This window comes from Streptomyces polyasparticus (genome assembly GCF_014493765.1).
GTDB classification, from domain to species: domain Bacteria; phylum Actinomycetota; class Actinomycetes; order Streptomycetales; family Streptomycetaceae; genus Streptomyces; species Streptomyces polyasparticus.
The window spans coordinates 283,140-300,624 of sequence record NZ_JACTVJ010000011.1; the positions used below are offsets into that span (position 1 = coordinate 283,140).

15 protein-coding genes are annotated in these 17,485 nt (G+C 68.8%); 8 read left to right on the forward strand and 7 right to left on the reverse strand.

What is annotated here, in order from left to right; genetic code table 11:
* Positions 1–224 precede the first annotated feature (224 nt).
* The 5 genes from tatA to H9Y04_RS23355 all read left to right on the forward strand — a co-directional run bounded on the left by tatA (position 225) and on the right by H9Y04_RS23355 (position 6,912).
* Positions 225–497 (forward strand): Sec-independent protein translocase subunit TatA, encoded by a 273-nt coding sequence (gene tatA, locus H9Y04_RS23335; RefSeq protein WP_187815934.1) that lies wholly within the window; start codon positions 225–227, stop codon positions 495–497.
* A gap of 48 nt (positions 498–545) precedes the next feature.
* Positions 546–1,499 carry a twin-arginine translocase subunit TatC gene (gene tatC / locus H9Y04_RS23340; protein ID WP_187815935.1) on the forward strand — a complete coding sequence of 318 codons (954 nt, stop codon included), beginning with the start codon at positions 546–548 and terminating at the stop codon, positions 1,497–1,499.
* A gap of 18 nt (positions 1,500–1,517) precedes the next feature.
* On the forward strand, positions 1,518–2,408 hold the full coding sequence (locus H9Y04_RS23345) for a diacylglycerol kinase (protein WP_187815936.1): 891 nt from the start codon (positions 1,518–1,520) through the stop codon (positions 2,406–2,408).
* Between the two features lie 137 nt (positions 2,409–2,545).
* Complete coding sequence (locus tag H9Y04_RS23350; protein WP_187815937.1) at positions 2,546–5,350, forward strand: DEAD/DEAH box helicase; 2,805 nt, start codon at positions 2,546–2,548, stop codon at positions 5,348–5,350.
* Positions 5,351–5,535: 185 nt separating this feature from the next.
* Positions 5,536–6,912 carry a cytochrome P450 gene (locus tag H9Y04_RS23355; RefSeq protein WP_187815938.1) on the forward strand — a complete coding sequence of 459 codons (1,377 nt, stop codon included), beginning with the start codon at positions 5,536–5,538 and terminating at the stop codon, positions 6,910–6,912.
* A 203-nt stretch (positions 6,913–7,115) separates the two neighbouring features.
* On the opposite strand, the gene H9Y04_RS23360 is transcribed toward H9Y04_RS23355, so the two are convergent.
* The 3 genes from H9Y04_RS23360 to H9Y04_RS23370 all read right to left on the reverse strand — a co-directional run bounded on the left by H9Y04_RS23360 (position 7,116) and on the right by H9Y04_RS23370 (position 9,798).
* Positions 7,116–7,664, reverse strand: coding sequence for a DUF1062 domain-containing protein (locus H9Y04_RS23360; RefSeq protein ID WP_187815939.1), 549 nt, complete (start codon positions 7,662–7,664; stop codon positions 7,116–7,118).
* 185 nt (positions 7,665–7,849) lie between these two features.
* Entirely contained in the window at positions 7,850–8,845 is a 996-nt protein-coding gene (locus tag H9Y04_RS23365; protein ID WP_187815940.1) for a pseudouridine synthase, read from the reverse strand.
* Complete coding sequence (locus H9Y04_RS23370; RefSeq protein WP_187815941.1) at positions 8,842–9,798, reverse strand: ADP-ribosylglycohydrolase family protein; 957 nt, start codon at positions 9,796–9,798, stop codon at positions 8,842–8,844. Before H9Y04_RS23370 ends, H9Y04_RS23365 begins: the two co-directional genes overlap by 4 nt.
* 181 nt (positions 9,799–9,979) lie before the next feature.
* Between H9Y04_RS23370 and H9Y04_RS23375 the strand changes: the two genes are divergently transcribed.
* The 3 genes from H9Y04_RS23375 to H9Y04_RS23385 all read left to right on the forward strand — a co-directional run bounded on the left by H9Y04_RS23375 (position 9,980) and on the right by H9Y04_RS23385 (position 12,665).
* Positions 9,980–10,639 (forward strand): PadR family transcriptional regulator, encoded by a 660-nt coding sequence (locus H9Y04_RS23375; protein ID WP_187815942.1) that lies wholly within the window; start codon positions 9,980–9,982, stop codon positions 10,637–10,639.
* Between the two features lie 197 nt (positions 10,640–10,836).
* Complete coding sequence (locus H9Y04_RS23380; RefSeq protein ID WP_187815943.1) at positions 10,837–11,883, forward strand: ATP-binding cassette domain-containing protein; 1,047 nt, start codon at positions 10,837–10,839, stop codon at positions 11,881–11,883.
* A 5-nt stretch (positions 11,884–11,888) separates the two neighbouring features.
* Positions 11,889–12,665, forward strand: a complete 777-nt coding sequence (locus H9Y04_RS23385) for an ABC transporter permease (RefSeq protein ID WP_187816177.1) — start codon at positions 11,889–11,891, stop codon at positions 12,663–12,665.
* A gap of 208 nt (positions 12,666–12,873) precedes the next feature.
* Here the strand turns inward: H9Y04_RS23385 and H9Y04_RS23390 are convergent, their stop codons facing one another.
* The 4 genes from H9Y04_RS23390 to H9Y04_RS23405 all read right to left on the reverse strand — a co-directional run bounded on the left by H9Y04_RS23390 (position 12,874) and on the right by H9Y04_RS23405 (position 17,329).
* Positions 12,874–13,596 (reverse strand): aspartate/glutamate racemase family protein, encoded by a 723-nt coding sequence (locus tag H9Y04_RS23390; RefSeq protein ID WP_187815944.1) that lies wholly within the window; start codon positions 13,594–13,596, stop codon positions 12,874–12,876.
* Between the two features lie 58 nt (positions 13,597–13,654).
* Entirely contained in the window at positions 13,655–15,100 is a 1,446-nt protein-coding gene (locus H9Y04_RS23395) for an NCS1 family nucleobase:cation symporter-1 (RefSeq protein ID WP_187816178.1), read from the reverse strand.
* A gap of 271 nt (positions 15,101–15,371) precedes the next feature.
* The gene (locus H9Y04_RS23400; protein WP_187815945.1) at positions 15,372–16,223 is read right to left on the reverse strand and encodes a siderophore-interacting protein; all 852 of its coding nucleotides are present in this window, start codon (positions 16,221–16,223) and stop codon (positions 15,372–15,374) included.
* A 164-nt stretch (positions 16,224–16,387) separates the two neighbouring features.
* A complete protein-coding gene (locus tag H9Y04_RS23405) occupies positions 16,388–17,329 on the reverse strand; it encodes a 5'-3' exonuclease (protein WP_236071327.1) in 942 nt (313 codons plus the stop codon).
* Positions 17,330–17,485: the final 156 nt, after the last annotated feature.

A 17,485-nucleotide genomic window follows, 5' to 3' on the forward strand; every position in this document is an offset into this window, starting at 1 on the left:
TTGCGTAATTGACCTGCGAACTCTCCTACTTGTCAGGCCGGGCGGGTACCCTGCTGAAGCAGTGACCCGGCAAGGAGGCGTCGGGTCAGGAACCGGGAGTACGCACAGGCATTGCCTCAGGTTCACTCCCGGGGGTTACGATCGCTGTCAGCGCGGTGATCGGATGTCTGTCCGGTCCTCCGGGCACACGTTCCCTGTCGCCTCGGTGAAGAAGGTAAACGGCTATGAACCTCGGGGCCCCCGAAATCATCCTGATCCTCGTCGTGATCATCCTGCTGTTCGGAGCCAAGAAGCTTCCCGACATGGCACGCTCGCTCGGCAAGTCCGCCCGCATCCTCAAGAGCGAGGCCAAGGCGATGAAGTCCGACGACGCGAGCACGGCCTCCCCCGCGCAGCCGGCGTCCGAGCAGCAGGCTCCGAAGACGATCCAGGCCGCTCCCGGTGACGTGACCAGCTCGCGTCCGGTGACCGAGCCGACGGATACGACGCAGCGCTGACCGCCGAGCAGGTCACGTCCGGCCTGCCGCACGAGATGAGGACGTGGGTTGCTCAAGTCTGCCCGCAAGCAGGAGAAGGATCCCGAGGGGCGGATGCCCCTCCAGGAGCACCTGCGCGAATTGCGCAGCCGCTTGGTCAAGAGCCTGCTGGCCATCATTGTCACGACGGCGCTGTCGCTCGCGTTCTACCGGGACGTGATCGAGTTCTTCACCAATCCGATCCTCGGTGCCGTCGGCTGCGATATGAGTTTCGCCGAGCTGCAGGAGACGGGTGCGGAGAAGTGCGCCCGTATCACGCAGAACGGTCTGCTGAGCCCCTTCACGCTTGCGCTCACGGTCTCCTTCACCACGGGTCTCGTACTGGCCACGCCGGTGTGGCTGTACCAGCTGTGGGGCTTCATCGCGCCCGGTCTGCACCGCAATGAGAAGAAGTACTCGCTGGCGCTGATCTTCACCGGGTTCCCCCTCTTCCTCATGGGGGCGTACGCGGCGTACTGGACGCTGCCGAAGATGGCGAGTGTCCTGATCCAGTTCTCGATCGTCGGCAGTGACAACCTGCTGCCGCTCGACGACCTGATCAACCTGATCATGCGGATGATCATCGTCTTCGGTCTTGCCTTCCAGTTGCCGCTGCTCTTGGTGATGCTCAACTTCGGAGGCATCGTCTCGGGCGCCAAGCTGCTCAGCTGGTGGCGCGCGATGATCATGGGCATCACGTTGTTCGCGGCCATCGCGACCCCGAGCACGGACCCGATCTCCATGCTCGCCCTGGCCGTGCCCATCTGGATCCTGTACTTCGGTGCGGTGGGCGTCTCCTTGATCAACGACAAGCGACGGGCACGAGCCGAGGCCGCAGGCCCCGCAGACGACGAAGCCTCCGAGCTCGACCTCACCCCTGAGGACATCGGTGAAGTCGAGACGGTCTCCGCCTCCCGGGCCCTCCCCGAGCAGGCCACCGGCGACGGCGAGCGCCGGCTCAACGGTTACGACGACGTCACCTGACCTTGTAGGGTCCGGGCCGTGACCAGCGAGATCACTCTCTTCGTCAATCCCACCGCAGGACGCGGCCGGGGCGCCCACGCGGCGCAGCCGGCCGCTCGTGCGTTCCGGGACGCCGGATTCTCCGTCCGTACGGTCGTGGGCGAGGACGCCGAGGACGCACTGAGGCGCGCCCGTGAGGCCGTCCGCGGCGGGACGGGGGCGCTGGTCGCCGTCGGCGGCGACGGCATGATCAACCTCGCGCTGCAGGCGATCGCCGGCACCGACACCCCGCTGGGGATCGTCGCCGTCGGCACGGGCAACGACTTCGCCCGCACCCTCGGACTGCCCATACGTGATCCGGAAGCCTCGGGGCGGCTCGCCGCCCGGGCGCTCAAGGGCGCCACGTCCCGCGCCGTCGACCTCGGCCGGATCGGCGACCGCCTCTTCGGCACCGTCCTCGCGTGCGGCTTCGACTCCCGCGTCAACGACCGGGGCAACCGGATGCGGCTGCCCGGCGGCCGCTTCAAGTACGACCTCGCGATGCTCGCGGAACTGGCCGCGTTCAAGCCCTTCCCGTTCCGTATACGACTCGACGACGGGCCGGTCCAGGAGGTGGACGCCACCTTGATCGCCGTCGGCAACGGATCCTCGTACGGCGGGGGAATGCGGATCTGCCCGGGAGCCGCAGTCGACGACGGGCTCTTCGACGTGACGGTCGTGGGCGACTGCTCGCGAGCCACGCTGCTGCGAGTGTTTCCGCGGGTCTACAAGGGCACACATGTCGACCACCCCAAGGTCACCGTGCACCGCACCGCGAAGATCACCGTCGAGGCGGCGGGCATCACGGGCTACGCCGACGGAGAGCCGCTCGGACCGCTGCCGCTGACGGCGGAGTGTGTGCCGGGGGCGGTGCGCGTACTCGCCGGGTAGGGCTTCGTGGTTCTCGGTCGGGTGGAGCTCCGTCGTGCTGCCGGGCACTGCCTCGTGGTGCTTGCCGGGTAAAGCCTCGTTGTCGGGTCAACAAAGATCGCGACGCTGTCAGTGGCTGCGGGTAGGCTCGAAGCAAGATGACAGAGGACCTCTCACCGGCCGAGCGATATGCGGCAGCACGGGTGCGCGCTGCCGAGCAGGCCACCGCTCTCGCGTCCTTCCGCGAGATGTACGAATTCGGTCTCGACCCCTTCCAGATCGAGGCCTGCCAGGCGTTGGAAGAGGGGAAGGGGGTGCTGGTCGCCGCCCCGACCGGCTCCGGCAAGACGATCGTCGGCGAGTTCGCCGTGCATCTCGCGCTCGGTCAGGGCAAGAAGTGCTTCTACACGACACCCATCAAGGCGCTGTCGAATCAGAAGTACGCGGACCTCGTCAAGCGCTATGGCGCGGACAAGGTCGGCCTGCTGACGGGTGACAACAGCGTCAACTCCGAGGCGCCCGTGGTCGTGATGACCACCGAGGTGCTGAGGAACATGCTGTATGCGGGCTCGCAGTCGCTGCTCGGCCTCGGCTATGTGGTGATGGACGAGGTGCACTACCTCTCCGACCGCTTCCGTGGCGCCGTATGGGAAGAAGTGATCATTCACCTTCCCGAGTCGGTCACGCTCGTGTCGCTTTCGGCCACGGTGTCGAATGCGGAGGAGTTCGGCGACTGGCTGGACACGGTGCGCGGGGACACCGACGTGATCGTCTCGGAGCACCGGCCCGTGCCGCTGTTCCAGCATGTGCTCGCGGGCCGGCGGATGTACGACCTCTTCGAGGAGGAGTCCGCCGCCAAGAAGCGCGAGGTCAACCCCGATCTCGTACGGATGGCCCGGCTCGAGGCCAGCAGGACGCCGCACGGCCCGGGCCGGCGGCGTGGGCGTGAGGCCGACCGGGAGCGTGAGCGCCGACAGCGCTCGCGGATCTGGACGCCTTCGCGGCCCGAGGTCATCGACCGGCTCGACAGCGAAGGCCTGCTGCCCGCGATCACCTTCATCTTCAGCCGCGCCGCGTGCGAGGCCGCCGTACAGCAGTGTCTGTACGCGGGGCTCAGGCTGAACGACGAGGACGCGCGGCTGAGGGTGCGCGAGATCGTCGAGGAGCGCACCGCGGCGATTCCCAACGAAGACCTGCATGTCCTTGGCTACTTCGAGTGGCTCGAGGCTCTGGAGCGGGGCATCGCGGCGCATCACGCGGGCATGCTGCCGACCTTCAAGGAGGTCGTCGAGGAGCTGTTCGTACGCGGTCTGGTGAAGGCCGTGTTCGCCACCGAGACGCTGGCGCTTGGCATCAACATGCCCGCGCGCTCTGTGGTGTTGGAGAAGCTCGTCAAGTGGAACGGCGAACAGCACGCCGACATCACACCCGGCGAGTACACCCAGCTCACGGGACGTGCAGGGCGGCGTGGCATCGACATCGAGGGCCATGCGGTGGTCCTTTGGCAGCGCGGCATGAACCCCGAGGCGCTGGCCGGGCTCGCGGGTACGCGTACGTATCCGCTGCGGTCCAGCTTCAAGCCCTCGTACAACATGGCGGTCAATCTCACCCAGCAGTTCGGGCGGCATCGTTCGCGTGAGCTTCTGGAGACCTCGTTCGCCCAGTTCCAGGCGGACAAGTCCGTGGTCGGGATCTCGCGGCAGGTGCAGCGCAACGAGGAAGGGCTCGACGGCTACAAGGAGTCGATGACCTGCCACCTCGGCGACTTCGAGGAGTACGCACGGCTGCGGCGCGAGCTCAAGGACCGGGAGACCGAGCTCGCCAAGCAGGGTGCGGTGCAGCGGCGGGCCGAGGCGGCCGTCGCCCTGGAGAAGCTCAAGCCGGGCGATGTGATCCATGTGCCGACCGGCAAGTATGCCGGGCTGGCGCTGGTGTTGGACCCGGGGCTGCCTGCGGGGCGTTCCAACGGGCACCGCGGCTTCGAGGCCCACGACGGGCCGCGCCCGCTGGTGCTCACCGCGGAGCGGCAGGTCAAGCGGCTCGCGTCGATGGACTTCCCGGTGCCGGTCGAGGCGCTCGACCGGATGCGGATTCCGAAGTCGTTCAACCCGCGCTCGCCGCAGTCCCGGCGTGATCTGGCGTCCGCGCTGCGCACGAAGGCCGGGCACATCCGGCCCGAGCGGCACCGGCGGGGACGTGCGGAGGCGGCCGACGACCGTCAGATCGCGCGGCTGCGGGCCGAGCTGCGTGCGCACCCGTGCCATGGCTGCGACGAGCGCGAGGACCACGCCCGCTGGGCCGAGCGCTACCACCGGCTCCTTCGCGACACCAAGCAGCTGGAGCGGCGGATCGAGGGGCGTACGAACACCATCGCCCGCACCTTCGACCGCATCGTCGCGCTCCTCACCGAGCTCGACTATCTGCGCGGGGACGAGGTCACAGAGCACGGCAAGCGGCTCGCGCGGCTGTACGGAGAGCTCGACCTGCTGGCCTCGGAGTGTCTGCGCGAGCGGGTGTGGGAAGACCTGACGCCCGCCGAACTGGCCGCCTGCGTCTCGGCGTTGGTGTACGAGGCACGGCAGAGCGATGACGCCATGGCGCCCAAGCTGCCCTCGGGCAAGGCCAAGGCGGCGCTCGGCGACATGGTGCGGATCTGGGGTCGCCTCGACGCGCTCGAGGAGGACTTCGGGATCAGTCAGACCGAGGGAGTCGGTCAGCGCGAACCGGATCTGGGCTTCGCGTGGGCCGCCTATACGTGGGCCTCCGACAAGAGCCTGGACGAGGTGCTCCGCGAGGCGGAGATGCCGGCCGGTGACTTCGTGCGCTGGTGCAAGCAGGTCATCGACGTGCTCGGACAGATCGCGGCGGCCGCTCCCAAGGAGGACAGCACCGTGGCCAAGAATGCGCGCAAGGCAGTGGATGCGTTGCTGCGTGGGGTGGTTGCCTACTCGTCGGTGGGCTGAGGTTCCTTCGTTCGTTCGTGGCCGATGCGCCGTTCCCTGTCGGGAGCGGCGCATTTGTCATACCGGCGAGGGTCAAGATCTCGAACAGTTATCCACAGGGGTGGCGGTGCGTTCGGGGCTCCGATTTCATGGCGTCACATGCGGCGCCGGTGACGAACTGCGCCACCACGGAGGGGAGTTCGACCATGACCACGGAGTCTGCTGCGGCCGTCGACGCGCAGCCGCAGGGCCCCGAGTTGGTGCCGGGTCCGCGCGGTGTGCCGCTGCTCGGCAATCTGCCGCAGTTCGGCAAGGACCCCCTCGCCTTCTTCGAGCTGCTGCGGGGGAGGGGCACGATGGTCGGCTGGCGCTTCGGCCGCACCTCGTGCGTGTACCTCACCGAGCCGGACCACATAGGGGAGTTGATGCGGGAGATCGAAGGGACCTTCGATCAGCCCGACCTGGGCATCGCTTTCCGTACGGTCATGGGTAATGGGGTGACGGTCGCCAAGGGCCGGGACTGGCGGCGCAAGCGGTCGCTCGTGCAGCCCTCGGTGCGGCCGAAGCAGGTCAAGTCGTACGCGCAGACGATGGCTTCGTGCGCGATCGAAGTGGCCGAGTCCTGGTCCGTCGGTCAACAGGTGGACATCAAAAAGGAGATGGCGACGCTGACGCGCAGAATCGCCGTCTCCACGATCTTCGGTGTGGACACGGAGTCCGACTCCGAGGCGATCGGTGAGGCCATGGAGGTGGCGCTCAAGGAGATCGGGGCGGAGTTCAGCGGGCTCGGCGCGGTGCTGCCGGACTGGGTGCCCACACCCGGGCGGGCGCGGATCAAGAAGGCCGCGGCCGTGATCGACGCGGAGGTGGACCGGATCGTCGCAGCGCACCGGGACGCCCCCGATGAGCGACCGGATCTCCTCAGCCGGCTGCTCACCGCCCAGGACGAGACGGGTGCGCGGCTCACGGACGTGGAGATCCGCGACGAGGCGGTCACGCTCTACATCGGCGGTCACGAGACCACCAGCTCGACCCTGGTGTGGGCCTGGTATCTGCTGTCCCGCAATCCCGAAGTGCGGGCGGCGCTGGGTGAGGAGCTGGACCGCGTCCTCGGGGATCGAGATCCGGGCTTCGAGGACTATGCCGATCTTCCGTACACCCAGGCCGTGGTGAAGGAGACGCTGCGGCTCTACCCCACGATCTGGCTGCTCACCGGGCTGGCCAAGGAGGGCGCCTCGATTGGCGGCAGGCCCATGCCCAAGGGCACCCGGGTGTGGAGCAGCCAGTGGGCGACGCATCGTGACCCGCGGTGGTACAAGGACGCGGACGCGTTCCGGCCGGAGCGCTGGACAGGGGCGGAGGGCGAGGAGATACCCGAGTACGCCTGGTTCCCGTTCGGCGGTGGTCCGCGGGTGTGCCTCGGTGCGCGTTTCGCAATGGTGGAGGCGGTGCTGATTCTCGCGGTGATCGCCCGGCGCTTCGAACTCCTGGTGGACCAGAAGGAGATACGTCCTGTGCCGTCGCTGACGCTGCAGCCGGACCGGGAGGTGACGGCGGTGGTGCGGGGGCGGGCTGGGAGGTGACGGCGGTGGTACGCGGCCGGGCTGGGGGAGCGACGGCACTGGTGCAGGACTGGGCCGGGAGGTGACGGCGGTGGTACGCGGCCGGGCCGGGTGAGTCCGGGGCGTGCTGTGGGTGGAGCCGCTGGGTCTCTGATGGGCTCGGCCCGCTGGGTCCGGAGTCTGTCCGGTGGATCCGTAGGACGGACTCCGGACTCGGAGCGAGGTCAGTTCTTGAGCGTGAAGGTGAAGTCGTCGCTGACCTTGCCGGTCAGACGGACTGCCGAGACGAGCTTCCCCTCGGCGATCCGTCGTTCGGTTTCGGTACGGGACAGGCCGCAGCCGGTGGCGATCAGGCGTGACGGCCGGACGGGGATCCGGGCGGCAAAGCGGACTGAGATGTCGATGACCTCCTGGTCCAGATGGGCCGAGCCGTTGGTGTCGAGCCGCCATGCGCCCGACCAGTCGAGGGCTATGCGATTGCGGTGCTGCACAGCCGGATCCTGGAGCAGCTCGGCGGTCAGGCCGAGGTCGTTCTCGTGCAGCCGGTCGAGCAGCTCGGGCCGCACGGTGTGCACAGGTGCCCGCTCCAGGAGCGGGAGCTTGGCCGTGTCACCGCACGAGGTGCAGAGCACGAGAAGCCAGGCGTCGATGAGCTTGTGGTTGGCGTTGACACGGAACTTGCCGCTGGGCCGGAAGCGGCCGGACGCGCAGGAGTGGCAGCGACGCAGTACGTGCGGGAGGCAAGTGGGCATGACGACCCAGTGATTGAGCACAGGGGTACACCGATCTCAGTGAGAAATCCGCAGCAGGAAGCAGCGCATCGCACAGAGTGCGGCGCGCGACACATCAGCACGTAGGAGGTCTCACAGGGTGTACACGGGCACGTCCTTGTCCAGGCGACTCGGCCGGGCAGCACGTTAGTGGGGAGCGCTGCGAGCGCTCCACCGAATTTCGGGCGTCAGTTCGTGGCGGCAGGCAGGCCGGCCCACGCCTCGTATGCGTCCCAGGCCTGCAGCGTGCGACGGGTGGTGAAGCGATGCTCCCGGCCAGTCACCGGGTCGGTGAACTCCAGGGAGGTGGCGAGCAGTTGGAGGGGGCGGGAGAAATCGTCCGGTGCGGGCTGGTCCAGGACTTCGGGATAGACCGGGTCGCCGAGCAGGGGAAGGCCGAGCGAGTTCATGTGCACGCGCAGCTGGTGGGTGCGGCCGGTGCGGGGCAGGAGTCGGTAGCGGCCGAGAGCGGGACGGCTGCGCGGGCCGTCGGCCGCATGCCCAGGTACGGGCCGGTGGTCGAGCAGTTCGACCCGGCTCTCGGCGTTGGGCTCACCCGGCACCTCACTGGCAGCGATCACGCCACGCACCTTCTCGATGCGGCTGATCACCGTACGGGGCAGCTCGAGCTCCGGGTCGCACGGGGCCACGGCCTCGTACTCCTTGCGGACCGCCTTGGCGCTGAAGAGCGTCTGATACCGGCCGCGCTCCTCCGGCCGCACGATGAACATCACGACGCCTGCGGTCAGGCGGTCCAGGCGGTGGGCCGCGCTGAGGGCCGGCAGACCGAGTTCGGTCCGGAGCCGGGCGAGGGCGGTCTGGGTGATGTGGGAGCCACGGGGCGTGGTGGCGAGGAAGTGGGGCTTGTCGGCGACGACCAGATGCTCGTCCTGGTAGAGGACATCGATCGGAAAGGGGACCGGATGCTCGGGAGCGAGTTCGCGATGGAACCAGATCAACTGGCCGCCCACATAAGGTGCGTCGGGTCTCAGCGGCCCGTCGGTGGTGACGAACTCACCGGCGGCCAGCATCGCGTCGATGATCTCGGCCCCTGGGGCGAGTCGTTCGACGAGGTGATCGCGCACGGTGGCCCAGGTCCCGTCGGCGGGCAGCTTCAGGCGTACGGCGTCCACGCCGTCGCGCTGGGGAAGGGGGGAGCGCTTGCCGCGCGACGAGCGGGTCATGGTGTGTCCAGAGTACGAGGTGGCGACGCCCCCGCTCCCAGGCGGCGGGCGAGCGCGGCGAGGTCCTCGGCCCGCAGGATCCGGTCGCCGTACCCCGGCAGGGGGACGTGCAGGGGATCCGTCCAGCGTGCGGGGATGGCGGATGCCCCGTACACGGCGCCCGCCAGGATGCCGGTGACCGCCGCCACCATGTCCGTGTCGCCGCCGAGATCGACGGCGGCGGCCAGCGCCTCCTCGAACGTGGACGTGGTGCGCAGTGCCCAGAGGGCCGAGCCGAGACAGGGCCAGACCGCGCCGTTGAATTCGGTGGCGTCGTCGGGGTGCCAGCCCTCGGCGAGGGCGAGGGCCCAGCGTGCGCGATGGTCCGGGTGCACCTCGGCCAGCGCCTCGGGTACCGCTGCGAGCGGGTCGTCTCCGTCGAGAGCCACGCGGACCAGGTCGTGCAGGATCGCGGTGCCCTCCCAGGCGGCGCGGTCTCCATGGGTGAGTGCGGCGATACGGCGTGCCGCGTCCATCGTGGCGCCGCGGCCGGCCGGGGCGAAGTGCACGGCGGACGTGCTTGCCCGCATCAGCGAACCGTTGCCCGCGGCGCGCAGGTTGACCTGGAAGTGCAGGGCGGCTGCCGAGTCCCAGGGGTCGCCGCTGCTGAGCACGTCCTCCGTCTGCAGTCCGATGTCCTTGGGCTCGCTTGCCGCCCAGCGCTGGAACCGGCTGAAGATATCGGGGAGTTGAAGCCCGCCGCAGTCGAGCAGCGACTCGCCGACGAGCACGGCCATCTGTGTGTCGTCCGTGGCCTCGCCGGGGTCCCAGCCGCCGCCACCGCACATCTCGCCGACCCCGTCCGGAAAACGGCGGCTGTAGCAGCCCGCGGAGCCGAACTCGAAGGGTGCCCCCAAGGCGTCGCCGACCGCGGAGCCGAGCACGGCCCCCACCTCGCGTTCTGTGCGCTGCATGGCGTCAGCCTAGGTGGGCGGGGCGACGCCGAGGGGGGTGGTGTGCTTCCTTACGGGATTCGCGATAGGTCGCGTCTTGCCATGCTCGCGATAGTGGCGATATATTCGGCTACGGATATTCGAAGACGAGCAGGCGTCGGAGAGCGGTAGAGGTCGGAGACCGGAAAGGCAGGTGAGGGCGATGGCGGGGAAGCGGCGCAAGCTCAGCAATCCGCTGGCTCTCACGGTGCTGGTGCAGCTCGTCGAGCGGCCGATGCATCCGTACGAGATCGCGCAGACCCTGCGGCGTCGTGGAAAGGACGCGAGCACAAAGATCAATTACGGCTCGCTGTACACCGTGGTGCAGAACCTGGAGAAGCACGGCTTCGTGGAGGTCGCCGGGGTGCAGCGGGAGGGAAACCGTCCCGAGCGCACCCTGTACGGCATCACCGAGGCCGGGCGGATCGAGATGGTCGAGTGGCTGTCGGATCTGCTTGCCGTACCAGCCGACGAGTATCCGATCTTCGAGACCGCGCTGGCCAATATGGGGGTCATCCACCCCGACGAGGTCGCCCGGCTGCTCAAGGACCGCATCGCGACCCTGGAGGTCAAGGCCGCGCAGGGCCGAGGGGCCCTGCAGAAGCTGTATGAGTCGCTGCCGCGGGTCTTCCTGGTCGAGGTCGAATACCAGTTGCACCAGGTCGAGGCACAGATCGAGTGGTTGAAGGGCTTTGTGACCGAGATCGAGGACGGCTCGCTCGAAGGAGTGGCCGGCTGGCGCTCCTGGCACGAGACCGGCGAAATCCCCACGGAGTTCATCGACTTGGAGGAGGGCATGGCCGGCGACGGCCAGGGTCCCTGACACACGTCGGTACGTGCATCCCGCAGGTACCGAGAGAAAAAAGAAAGACCCCGGCGGTGCTGTTGCAGCAGCGTCCGCCAGGGTCGCGAACCCCGGACCGACCGCGGTGAGGCGGCCAGGCGATCGAGGTGCGGCACACCCAGGATAGCCCGGCGTACTTGTCGTGGATCGGCTCCCTGACATGGAGAGATCCCGTCATGCAGTCATCACAGGGCTCCGCCCTGCCCGCACGGGCCGGTGCGCCCGCGGTGCAGGCGCACGAGTTGACCAAGACCTACCCGGGGGACGTGACCGCGCTCAGCGGGATGTCCCTGACCGTCGAGGCCGGCACCGTGTTCGGGCTGCTCGGCCCCAACGGCGCCGGCAAGTCCACCACGGTGAAGATCCTCACCACCCTGGCCCGCCCCGACAGTGGCTCGGCCACCGTCGCAGGGCACGACGCGCTGCGCCACCCCGACCGGGTGCGCCGCGCCATCGGCGTCGTGGCGCAGAAGTCGGGCGCCGACCCGATGGCCACAGGTCGCGAGAACCTGCAGTTGCAGGGGCGCCTGTACGGACTGCGCGGCACGGACCTCACCCGGCGCGTGGACGAGCTCCTGGAGCGGTTCGATCTGGCAGAGGCCGGCAAGCGACAGGTCAAGGGCTACTCCGGCGGTATGCAGCGCCGGCTCGATGTGGCGCTCGGACTGGTGCACCGCCCCGAGGTGCTCTTCCTCGACGAGCCCACCACCGGTCTCGACCCCGAGGCGCGGACCGCCATGTGGGACGAGATCGCCCGGCTCGCGGGCGACGAGGGCCTCACGATTCTGCTCACCACCCACTATCTGGAGGAGGCCGACCGCCTCGCGGAGCGCATAGCGATCGTCGACCGCGGCCGGGTCGTGGTCGAGGGCACGCCCGATGCACTCAAGGGCGAACTGCGCGGGGACGCCGTGCACTTGGAGCTGCGGGCCCAGGCGCAGGACGCCGACGTGCTCAGGGCCGCGCTCGCCGCGCTGCCCGGTGTGCACGAGGTGCTGATCGACGGGCGCCGTATCAGCGTGCGTACCGAGGACGGTGCCGCCGCCGTGCCGGCGCTGCTCGCCGCACTGGAGCGGGCCGGAGCCGCGGTCGCCGCGGCCACCGTCGCGCGCCCCTCGCTCGACGATGTCTACCTCCGTTATGCGGGGCGCCGCTTCTCGGAGGCCGAGGCCGCACACGACACACCGCATGCCGAGCTCGTCACCGCCGGAGGTGCGCGATGAACACGATGACCGAGTCCCTTGCGCAGAACTGGTTCATGACCCAGCGCCAGTTGAAGGTGATCGTCCGGCAGCCCGCGTACCTCGTGATGATGCTGGTGCAGCCGGCGATCTGGCTCTTTCTGTTCGGCAACCTCTTCAAGAAGGTCGTCGAGCTCGGCGGCTTCGGCACCACGACCTATCTCGACTACCTGGTGCCCGGCATCGTGGTGATGAGCGCGCTCAGCTCCTCGATGTGGGCGGGCATGGGCACCCTGGAGGAGATCGAGCGCGGGACGCTCAACCGTTTCCTGACCACGCCCGTCAGCCGTGGCGCGCTGATGAACGCCAACGTCGTGCAGAACGGCGTCAGTACCGCACTGCAGTCCGTGATCATCGTGCTGCTCGGCAAGCTGGGCGGGGCGGACTATCCCGGCGGGATCACCGGGCTTGTGGTCCTGATCCTCGCCTCGGTGCTGCTCGGCGCGATATTCGGGGCGCTGTCCAACGCCATGGGGATGCTGGTCCGCCAGCGTGAGTCGATCATCGGCGTCAACACCTTCCTGATGCTGCCGCTGACTTTTCTGTCCACCGCCTTCATGGCTCCTGCCCAGATGCCCGGATGGATGCAGTCCATAGCGGACTGGAACCCGGTCAACTGGGCGATGGTCGTGGGCCGTTCGGCCATGGCGGACAACCCCGACTGGGGCCTGGTGCTCAGTCGTGGCGGTGGGCTGCTCGTCCTGACTGTCGTGGCGGTGTGGCTGTCCACGCGGACGTTCCGTTCGTATCAGAAGTCGGTCTGACGCGGCGGAGGGAGCGAGAGCGCCTGACGGGGTTCGAACCCATCAGGCGCCCTCGCGGTCTACTGCCGGACGCCGGGCGGCCGGAAGGTCGGCCAACGCCAACGCCAACGCCAACGCCAACGCCAACGCCGGCCGGACGGTAGGCCAACCCCAACGCCGGGCGGCCGGATGGTCGGCCAACCCCGACGGCGGTCGGCTCGTCAGCCCCTCACACCGCCATCGGCCACGCACGGAACTGCTTGGGCCGCGGTGGCGCGTACGTGCGGACCTTCGACGTGGTCAGACCGAGGCGGACCAGGGACTCGGCGATCGTGACCGCGGCGGCGACCCCGTCGACGACGGGGACGCCGGTGCGCTCCACGACGCGTTCGCTCAGCCCGGACATGCCGCCGCAGCCGAGGCAGATGACCTCCGCGCGGTCCTGTTCGACCGCGCGGGCGGCCTCCTCCGCGATCGCCTCGACCGCGGCCGCGGGGTCACGTTCCAGCTCGAGTACGGGCATTCCGCTGGCCCGGACGGAGGCGCAGCGGGCCGAGAGCCCGGCCAGGAGGAGACGGTCCTCGATGAGCGGCACCGCACGGTCGAGGGTGGTGATGACCGAGTAACTGCGGCCGAGGAACTGCGCGGTGGCGGCGGCCGCTTCGGTGATGTCGACGACGGGGACGTCGAGCAGTTCCTGCAGGCCTTCGCGGCCGTGCTCGCCGTAACCGGCCTGGATCACCGCGTCGAAGGGCTCGGGGTAGGACCTGACGGTCTCCATCACCGCGATCGCCGCGAGGTGGCTCTCGTAGTTGCCCTCGACCGAGTCCGCGCCGAACGCCGGGGTGAGCGGCACGATTTCGGTGCCGGGGGAGGCGGCGGTCATCGCCTGTTCGCCGATGGTCTTCGTCATCGAATCGGTGGTGTTGACGTTGACGACGAGGATGCGCATAGGGGGTGTTCCTGTTTCGTTCGGTGTTCGGTGCGGCGGTTGCGATGGGGAGGGGTGGCTATGCGCTCGGTACCGCGATGTCCTCGCCGTCGACGTCCTCGGCCGGGGCCGCGCCGCGTCCGGGGAGGACGAGGTAGAGCACGCCGGCGAGGATGGCGCCGATGAACCACGAGAAGCCGGCGATCTCGGAGAAGTACGGCACCAGGGCGATGACCACGGCTACGGCCGCGGACGGCACGAGGGCGCCCAGGGCTCGCGGGTTCACGCCGCGGCGATAGGCGTAGGTCGCCGTGGGGTCCTCGGTGTACAGGTGCGGGACGTTCACACGGGTCCTGCGCAGCACCCAGTAGTCGGCCATCACGATGCCGAACGCCGGGCCGAGCAGGGCGCCGAGACCGCCGAGGAAGTAGTCGACGACGACAGGGCTGTTGTAGAGGTTCCACGGCAGGATGACCAGGCCGAGCACGGCGCTGACGATTGCCGCCTTGCGGAAGTCCAGCTTGCGCGGGAAGAGGTTGACCAGCGTGTACACGGGCGCCACGAAGTTGGCCATGAGGTTGACCGCGACGGTCAGCACGATGAGGGAGAGCGAGGCGAGCGCGAGCAGCCAGGTGGAGGGGATCTCCTGCACGATGTCGGCGGGGTTGGTGATGACCTTGCCGTCGAGCTTGAACTGCGCGCCGCTGAGGACGACCACGATGCCGGCGAAGAACAGCATGTTGAGCGGGATGCCGACCAGGTTGCCAAGCAGGATCGAGCGGTTGCTCTTCGCGGAGCGGGTGAAGTCGCAGAAGTTCAGGACGAAGGTGCCGTAGATGACCACCCACAGGGCGGCTGCCTCGAGGATGTGCAGCCAGCGGTCGGCGCCCGTGAAGGGGCTGCCCGCGTCCATCGCGATGGACCAGTCGACCCGCGAGAGCATCCATACGGCCAGCGCCACGAAGGTGATCAGGACGGCGGGGGCCGCGACGGCCACGTACTTGCGGATCACGTCCATGCCGTAGCTGACGATCAGCACCTGGATGATCCAGAGCACCGCGAACGAGACCCAGCCGAGCAGGTCGAGCCCGAGCACGGACGTGTCCTGCCAGGAGGCGAGCCCGGGGGCCACGGCGATCGCGAGGGCGGAGAGCACCACCGAGGCGAGATAGGTCTGGATGCCGAACCAGGCGATCGCGACACCGCCGCGGATCACTGCGGGGACCTGCGCGCCCCGCACACCGAAGGCGATCCGGCTCATCACCGGGAAGGGGACACCCGTCTTCGCGCCCATGTAGCCGGACAGGCTCAAGAGCACGAAGAGGAAGACGGAGGCGAGGACGAAGGCGCCGAGGATGTCCCACACGCCCATGCCGAGTGCGAACAGGCCGATTGCGAAGGCGTAGTTGCCCAGGCTGTGCACGTCGTTGGCCCACAGCGTGAAGACGTTGTAGCCGCCCCAGCTGCGGCCTGCCTTCTGCGTGGGGGCGAGGTCGGGGCTGTACAGCCGGGGGCTCGGCTCCACCGGCGTGGAACCCGCGCCGACGAGCGGAGCCTCGTCCGTACGCAAGGAGGTCTGCGCTGTGGTCACACCGGCACCTTTCTTGATTTCGGTATGCGAAATCTGTTTTCCAAGGAGGGGTGACCGGGACGCTACGGCCGCGTAGGCGCGCTGGTCAAGAGGTCTTGCCGAGTTTTGGTATTCCAAATGAGGGCTCGCTCGGGTCCACTTCGAGGCGCACGCAAAAGCACCCCACCGGTACGAACCGATGGGGTGCTGTGCGGGCCGGGAGCGGTCAGGAGGTCGCCGTGGCGCCTTCCTGTTCCGCCTCCACCTGGGCGTTCCAGTCGCGCTTGGAGGCCTGCCAGCCGTCCTCGTTGTGACCCAGGCGCCAGTAGCCGGAGATGGAGAGCTGTTCGCGCGCGATGCCCCGGTCGATACGGAGATGGCGGCGGAGCTCCTTGACGAAGCCGGCCTCGCCGTGGACGAACGCGTGGATCTCCCCCTCGGGGAAGTCCAGGGTGCGTACGGCCTCGATCAGGGCCGTGCCGACCGGGCGTCCTTCGCGGTGCAGATAGGTGATGCCGACGCCGTCGGGCGCGGAGACCTTCTGCTCCTCCGAGGCGTCCTCCACCTCCACGTAGGCGAACACCTCGGCGCCCTCGGGGAGTTGCTCCAGGGAGGCGGCGATCGCGGGCAGCGCGCTCTCGTCTCCCGCGAGCAGATGCCAGTCGGCGCTCGGCGACGGCGCGTAGGCGCCGCCCGGGCCCAGGAAGCGGATGGTGTCGCCGGGGCGGGCGTCCCTGGCCCAGGGCCCGGCCAGACCCTCGTCGCCGTGGATCACGAAGTCGACGGTGATCTCGCGGAGTTGGGGATCCCAGGCGCGCACCGTGTACGTGCGCGTCACCGGCCACTGCTCACGCGGCAGCTCGGAGCGGATCGCCTGGATGTCGAAGGGCTCGGGATACTCCACGCCGTCGGGCGCGAACAGGAGCTTGATGTAGTGGTCGGTGAACTCGTCGGCCGCGAAGCGGGCGAGCCCCTCGCCGCCGAGCACCACGCGCTGCATGTGCGGGGTGAGCTGCTCGCTGCGGACCACGTTCGCGAGATGGACCTGCGGTGCCTTGCGCGCCGGGCGTTCCGCCACGACAGCCTCCCCTGATCGGCTTACTTAGGTCGACCTAAGTTAACACCCGTCAGGAAAGGAGTGGAGGGGGAGTCGCGCTGACGTCGCATCCTGCGAAACCCGGAATCGAACCACGGGTCGCATCAGGCGCCGCACTTGGCGAAGCCCCCTCCGTCCGGTCCCGCTCAGCCCGCGAGCGTCGTGACCAGCCGCTTCAGCGGGGTCCCGATGCCCCAGCGCTCCGCCAGGTCGTCCAGGGACGCCGGGTCGCGGGGCTCGCTCGGCAGACTCAGGTCGACCTCCGGGACCGGGACGTCCGTGGCCACCCGTACGACCTTCGGCGCGACCGCCACGTAAGGCCGCGACGCGTCGAGCTTCGTGCGCTGCGACGGCGTGAGCTTGGACTTGGGGTCGTCGATGGCGGCCATGATGCCCGCCAGATCGCCGTACTCGGCGAGCAGCTTGGCCGCGGTCTTCTCGCCGACGCCGGGCACGCCCGGCAGGCCGTCGCTCGGGTCGCCGCGCAGAACGGCGAAGTCGACATAGGCGGGACCGCCGCCGTCGAGCGCGTACTTCTCGCGCAGCCATGCCTCGTCGGTGAGCTGCAGATTGCCGACGCCCTTGATCGGATACAGGACGCGGATACCGCGCTTGTCGTCGACCAGCTGATAGAGGTCGCGGTCGCCCGTGACGATGTCGACGGGGCCGGAGGCGCGGGCGGTGAGCGTGCCGATGACGTCGTCCGCCTCATAGCCGGGCGCGCCGATGCGGGCGATGCCGAGTGCCTCCAGGACGTCGACGATCACCGGGACCTGCGGCGAGAGGGTGTCGGGGATCTCCTCCGCGTCGGGTCCGGTCTCCGTCTCCTCGGCGACGCGATGCGCCTTGTACGAGGGGATCAGGTCGACCCGCCACTGCGGGCGCCAGTCGTCGTCCCAGCAGGCGACCAGTTCGTCGGGCCGGTGGTCCTTGACCAGGCGGTCGATGAAGTCGATCAGGCCGCGCACCGCATTGACCGGTGTGCCGTCGGGGGCCTTCATCGACTCCGGTACGCCGAAGTAGGCGCGGAAGTAGAGAGAGGCGGTGTCGAGGAGCATGAGCCGTCGGGTTTGCGTCACATCTCGCATCATGCCGCACCCCACCGACAACGGGCCCTACGGGCGGCCCGGCCCCGCGGACGCGATCCGTGCGGCTCGCGAAGGCGCCTCCCGAAGGCGCCGACCCGAACAGCGGACGTACCTCGACATAAAGAGATTGTGAAACGGATCACTTTCCGTTTGCTC

Excerpts from the sequence above, each read along its gene's own strand:
- tatA (WP_187815934.1), top strand. The coding sequence starts at position 225 with ATGAACCTCGGGGCCCCCGAAATCATCCTGATCCTCGTCGTGATCATC.
- H9Y04_RS23350 (WP_187815937.1), top strand. The coding sequence starts at position 2,546 with ATGACAGAGGACCTCTCACCGGCCGAGCGATATGCGGCAGCACGGGTG.
- H9Y04_RS23355 (WP_187815938.1), top strand. The coding sequence starts at position 5,536 with ATGACCACGGAGTCTGCTGCGGCCGTCGACGCGCAGCCGCAGGGCCCC.
- H9Y04_RS23365 (WP_187815940.1), bottom strand. The coding sequence starts at position 8,845 with ATGACCCGCTCGTCGCGCGGCAAGCGCTCCCCCCTTCCCCAGCGCGAC.
- H9Y04_RS23370 (WP_187815941.1), bottom strand. The coding sequence starts at position 9,798 with ATGCAGCGCACAGAACGCGAGGTGGGGGCCGTGCTCGGCTCCGCGGTC.
- H9Y04_RS23375 (WP_187815942.1), top strand. The coding sequence starts at position 9,980 with ATGGCGGGGAAGCGGCGCAAGCTCAGCAATCCGCTGGCTCTCACGGTG.
- H9Y04_RS23380 (WP_187815943.1), top strand. The coding sequence starts at position 10,837 with ATGCAGTCATCACAGGGCTCCGCCCTGCCCGCACGGGCCGGTGCGCCC.
- H9Y04_RS23385 (WP_187816177.1), top strand. The coding sequence starts at position 11,889 with ATGACCGAGTCCCTTGCGCAGAACTGGTTCATGACCCAGCGCCAGTTG.
- H9Y04_RS23390 (WP_187815944.1), bottom strand. The coding sequence starts at position 13,596 with ATGCGCATCCTCGTCGTCAACGTCAACACCACCGATTCGATGACGAAG.
- H9Y04_RS23405 (WP_236071327.1), bottom strand. The coding sequence starts at position 17,329 with ATGCGAGATGTGACGCAAACCCGACGGCTCATGCTCCTCGACACCGCC.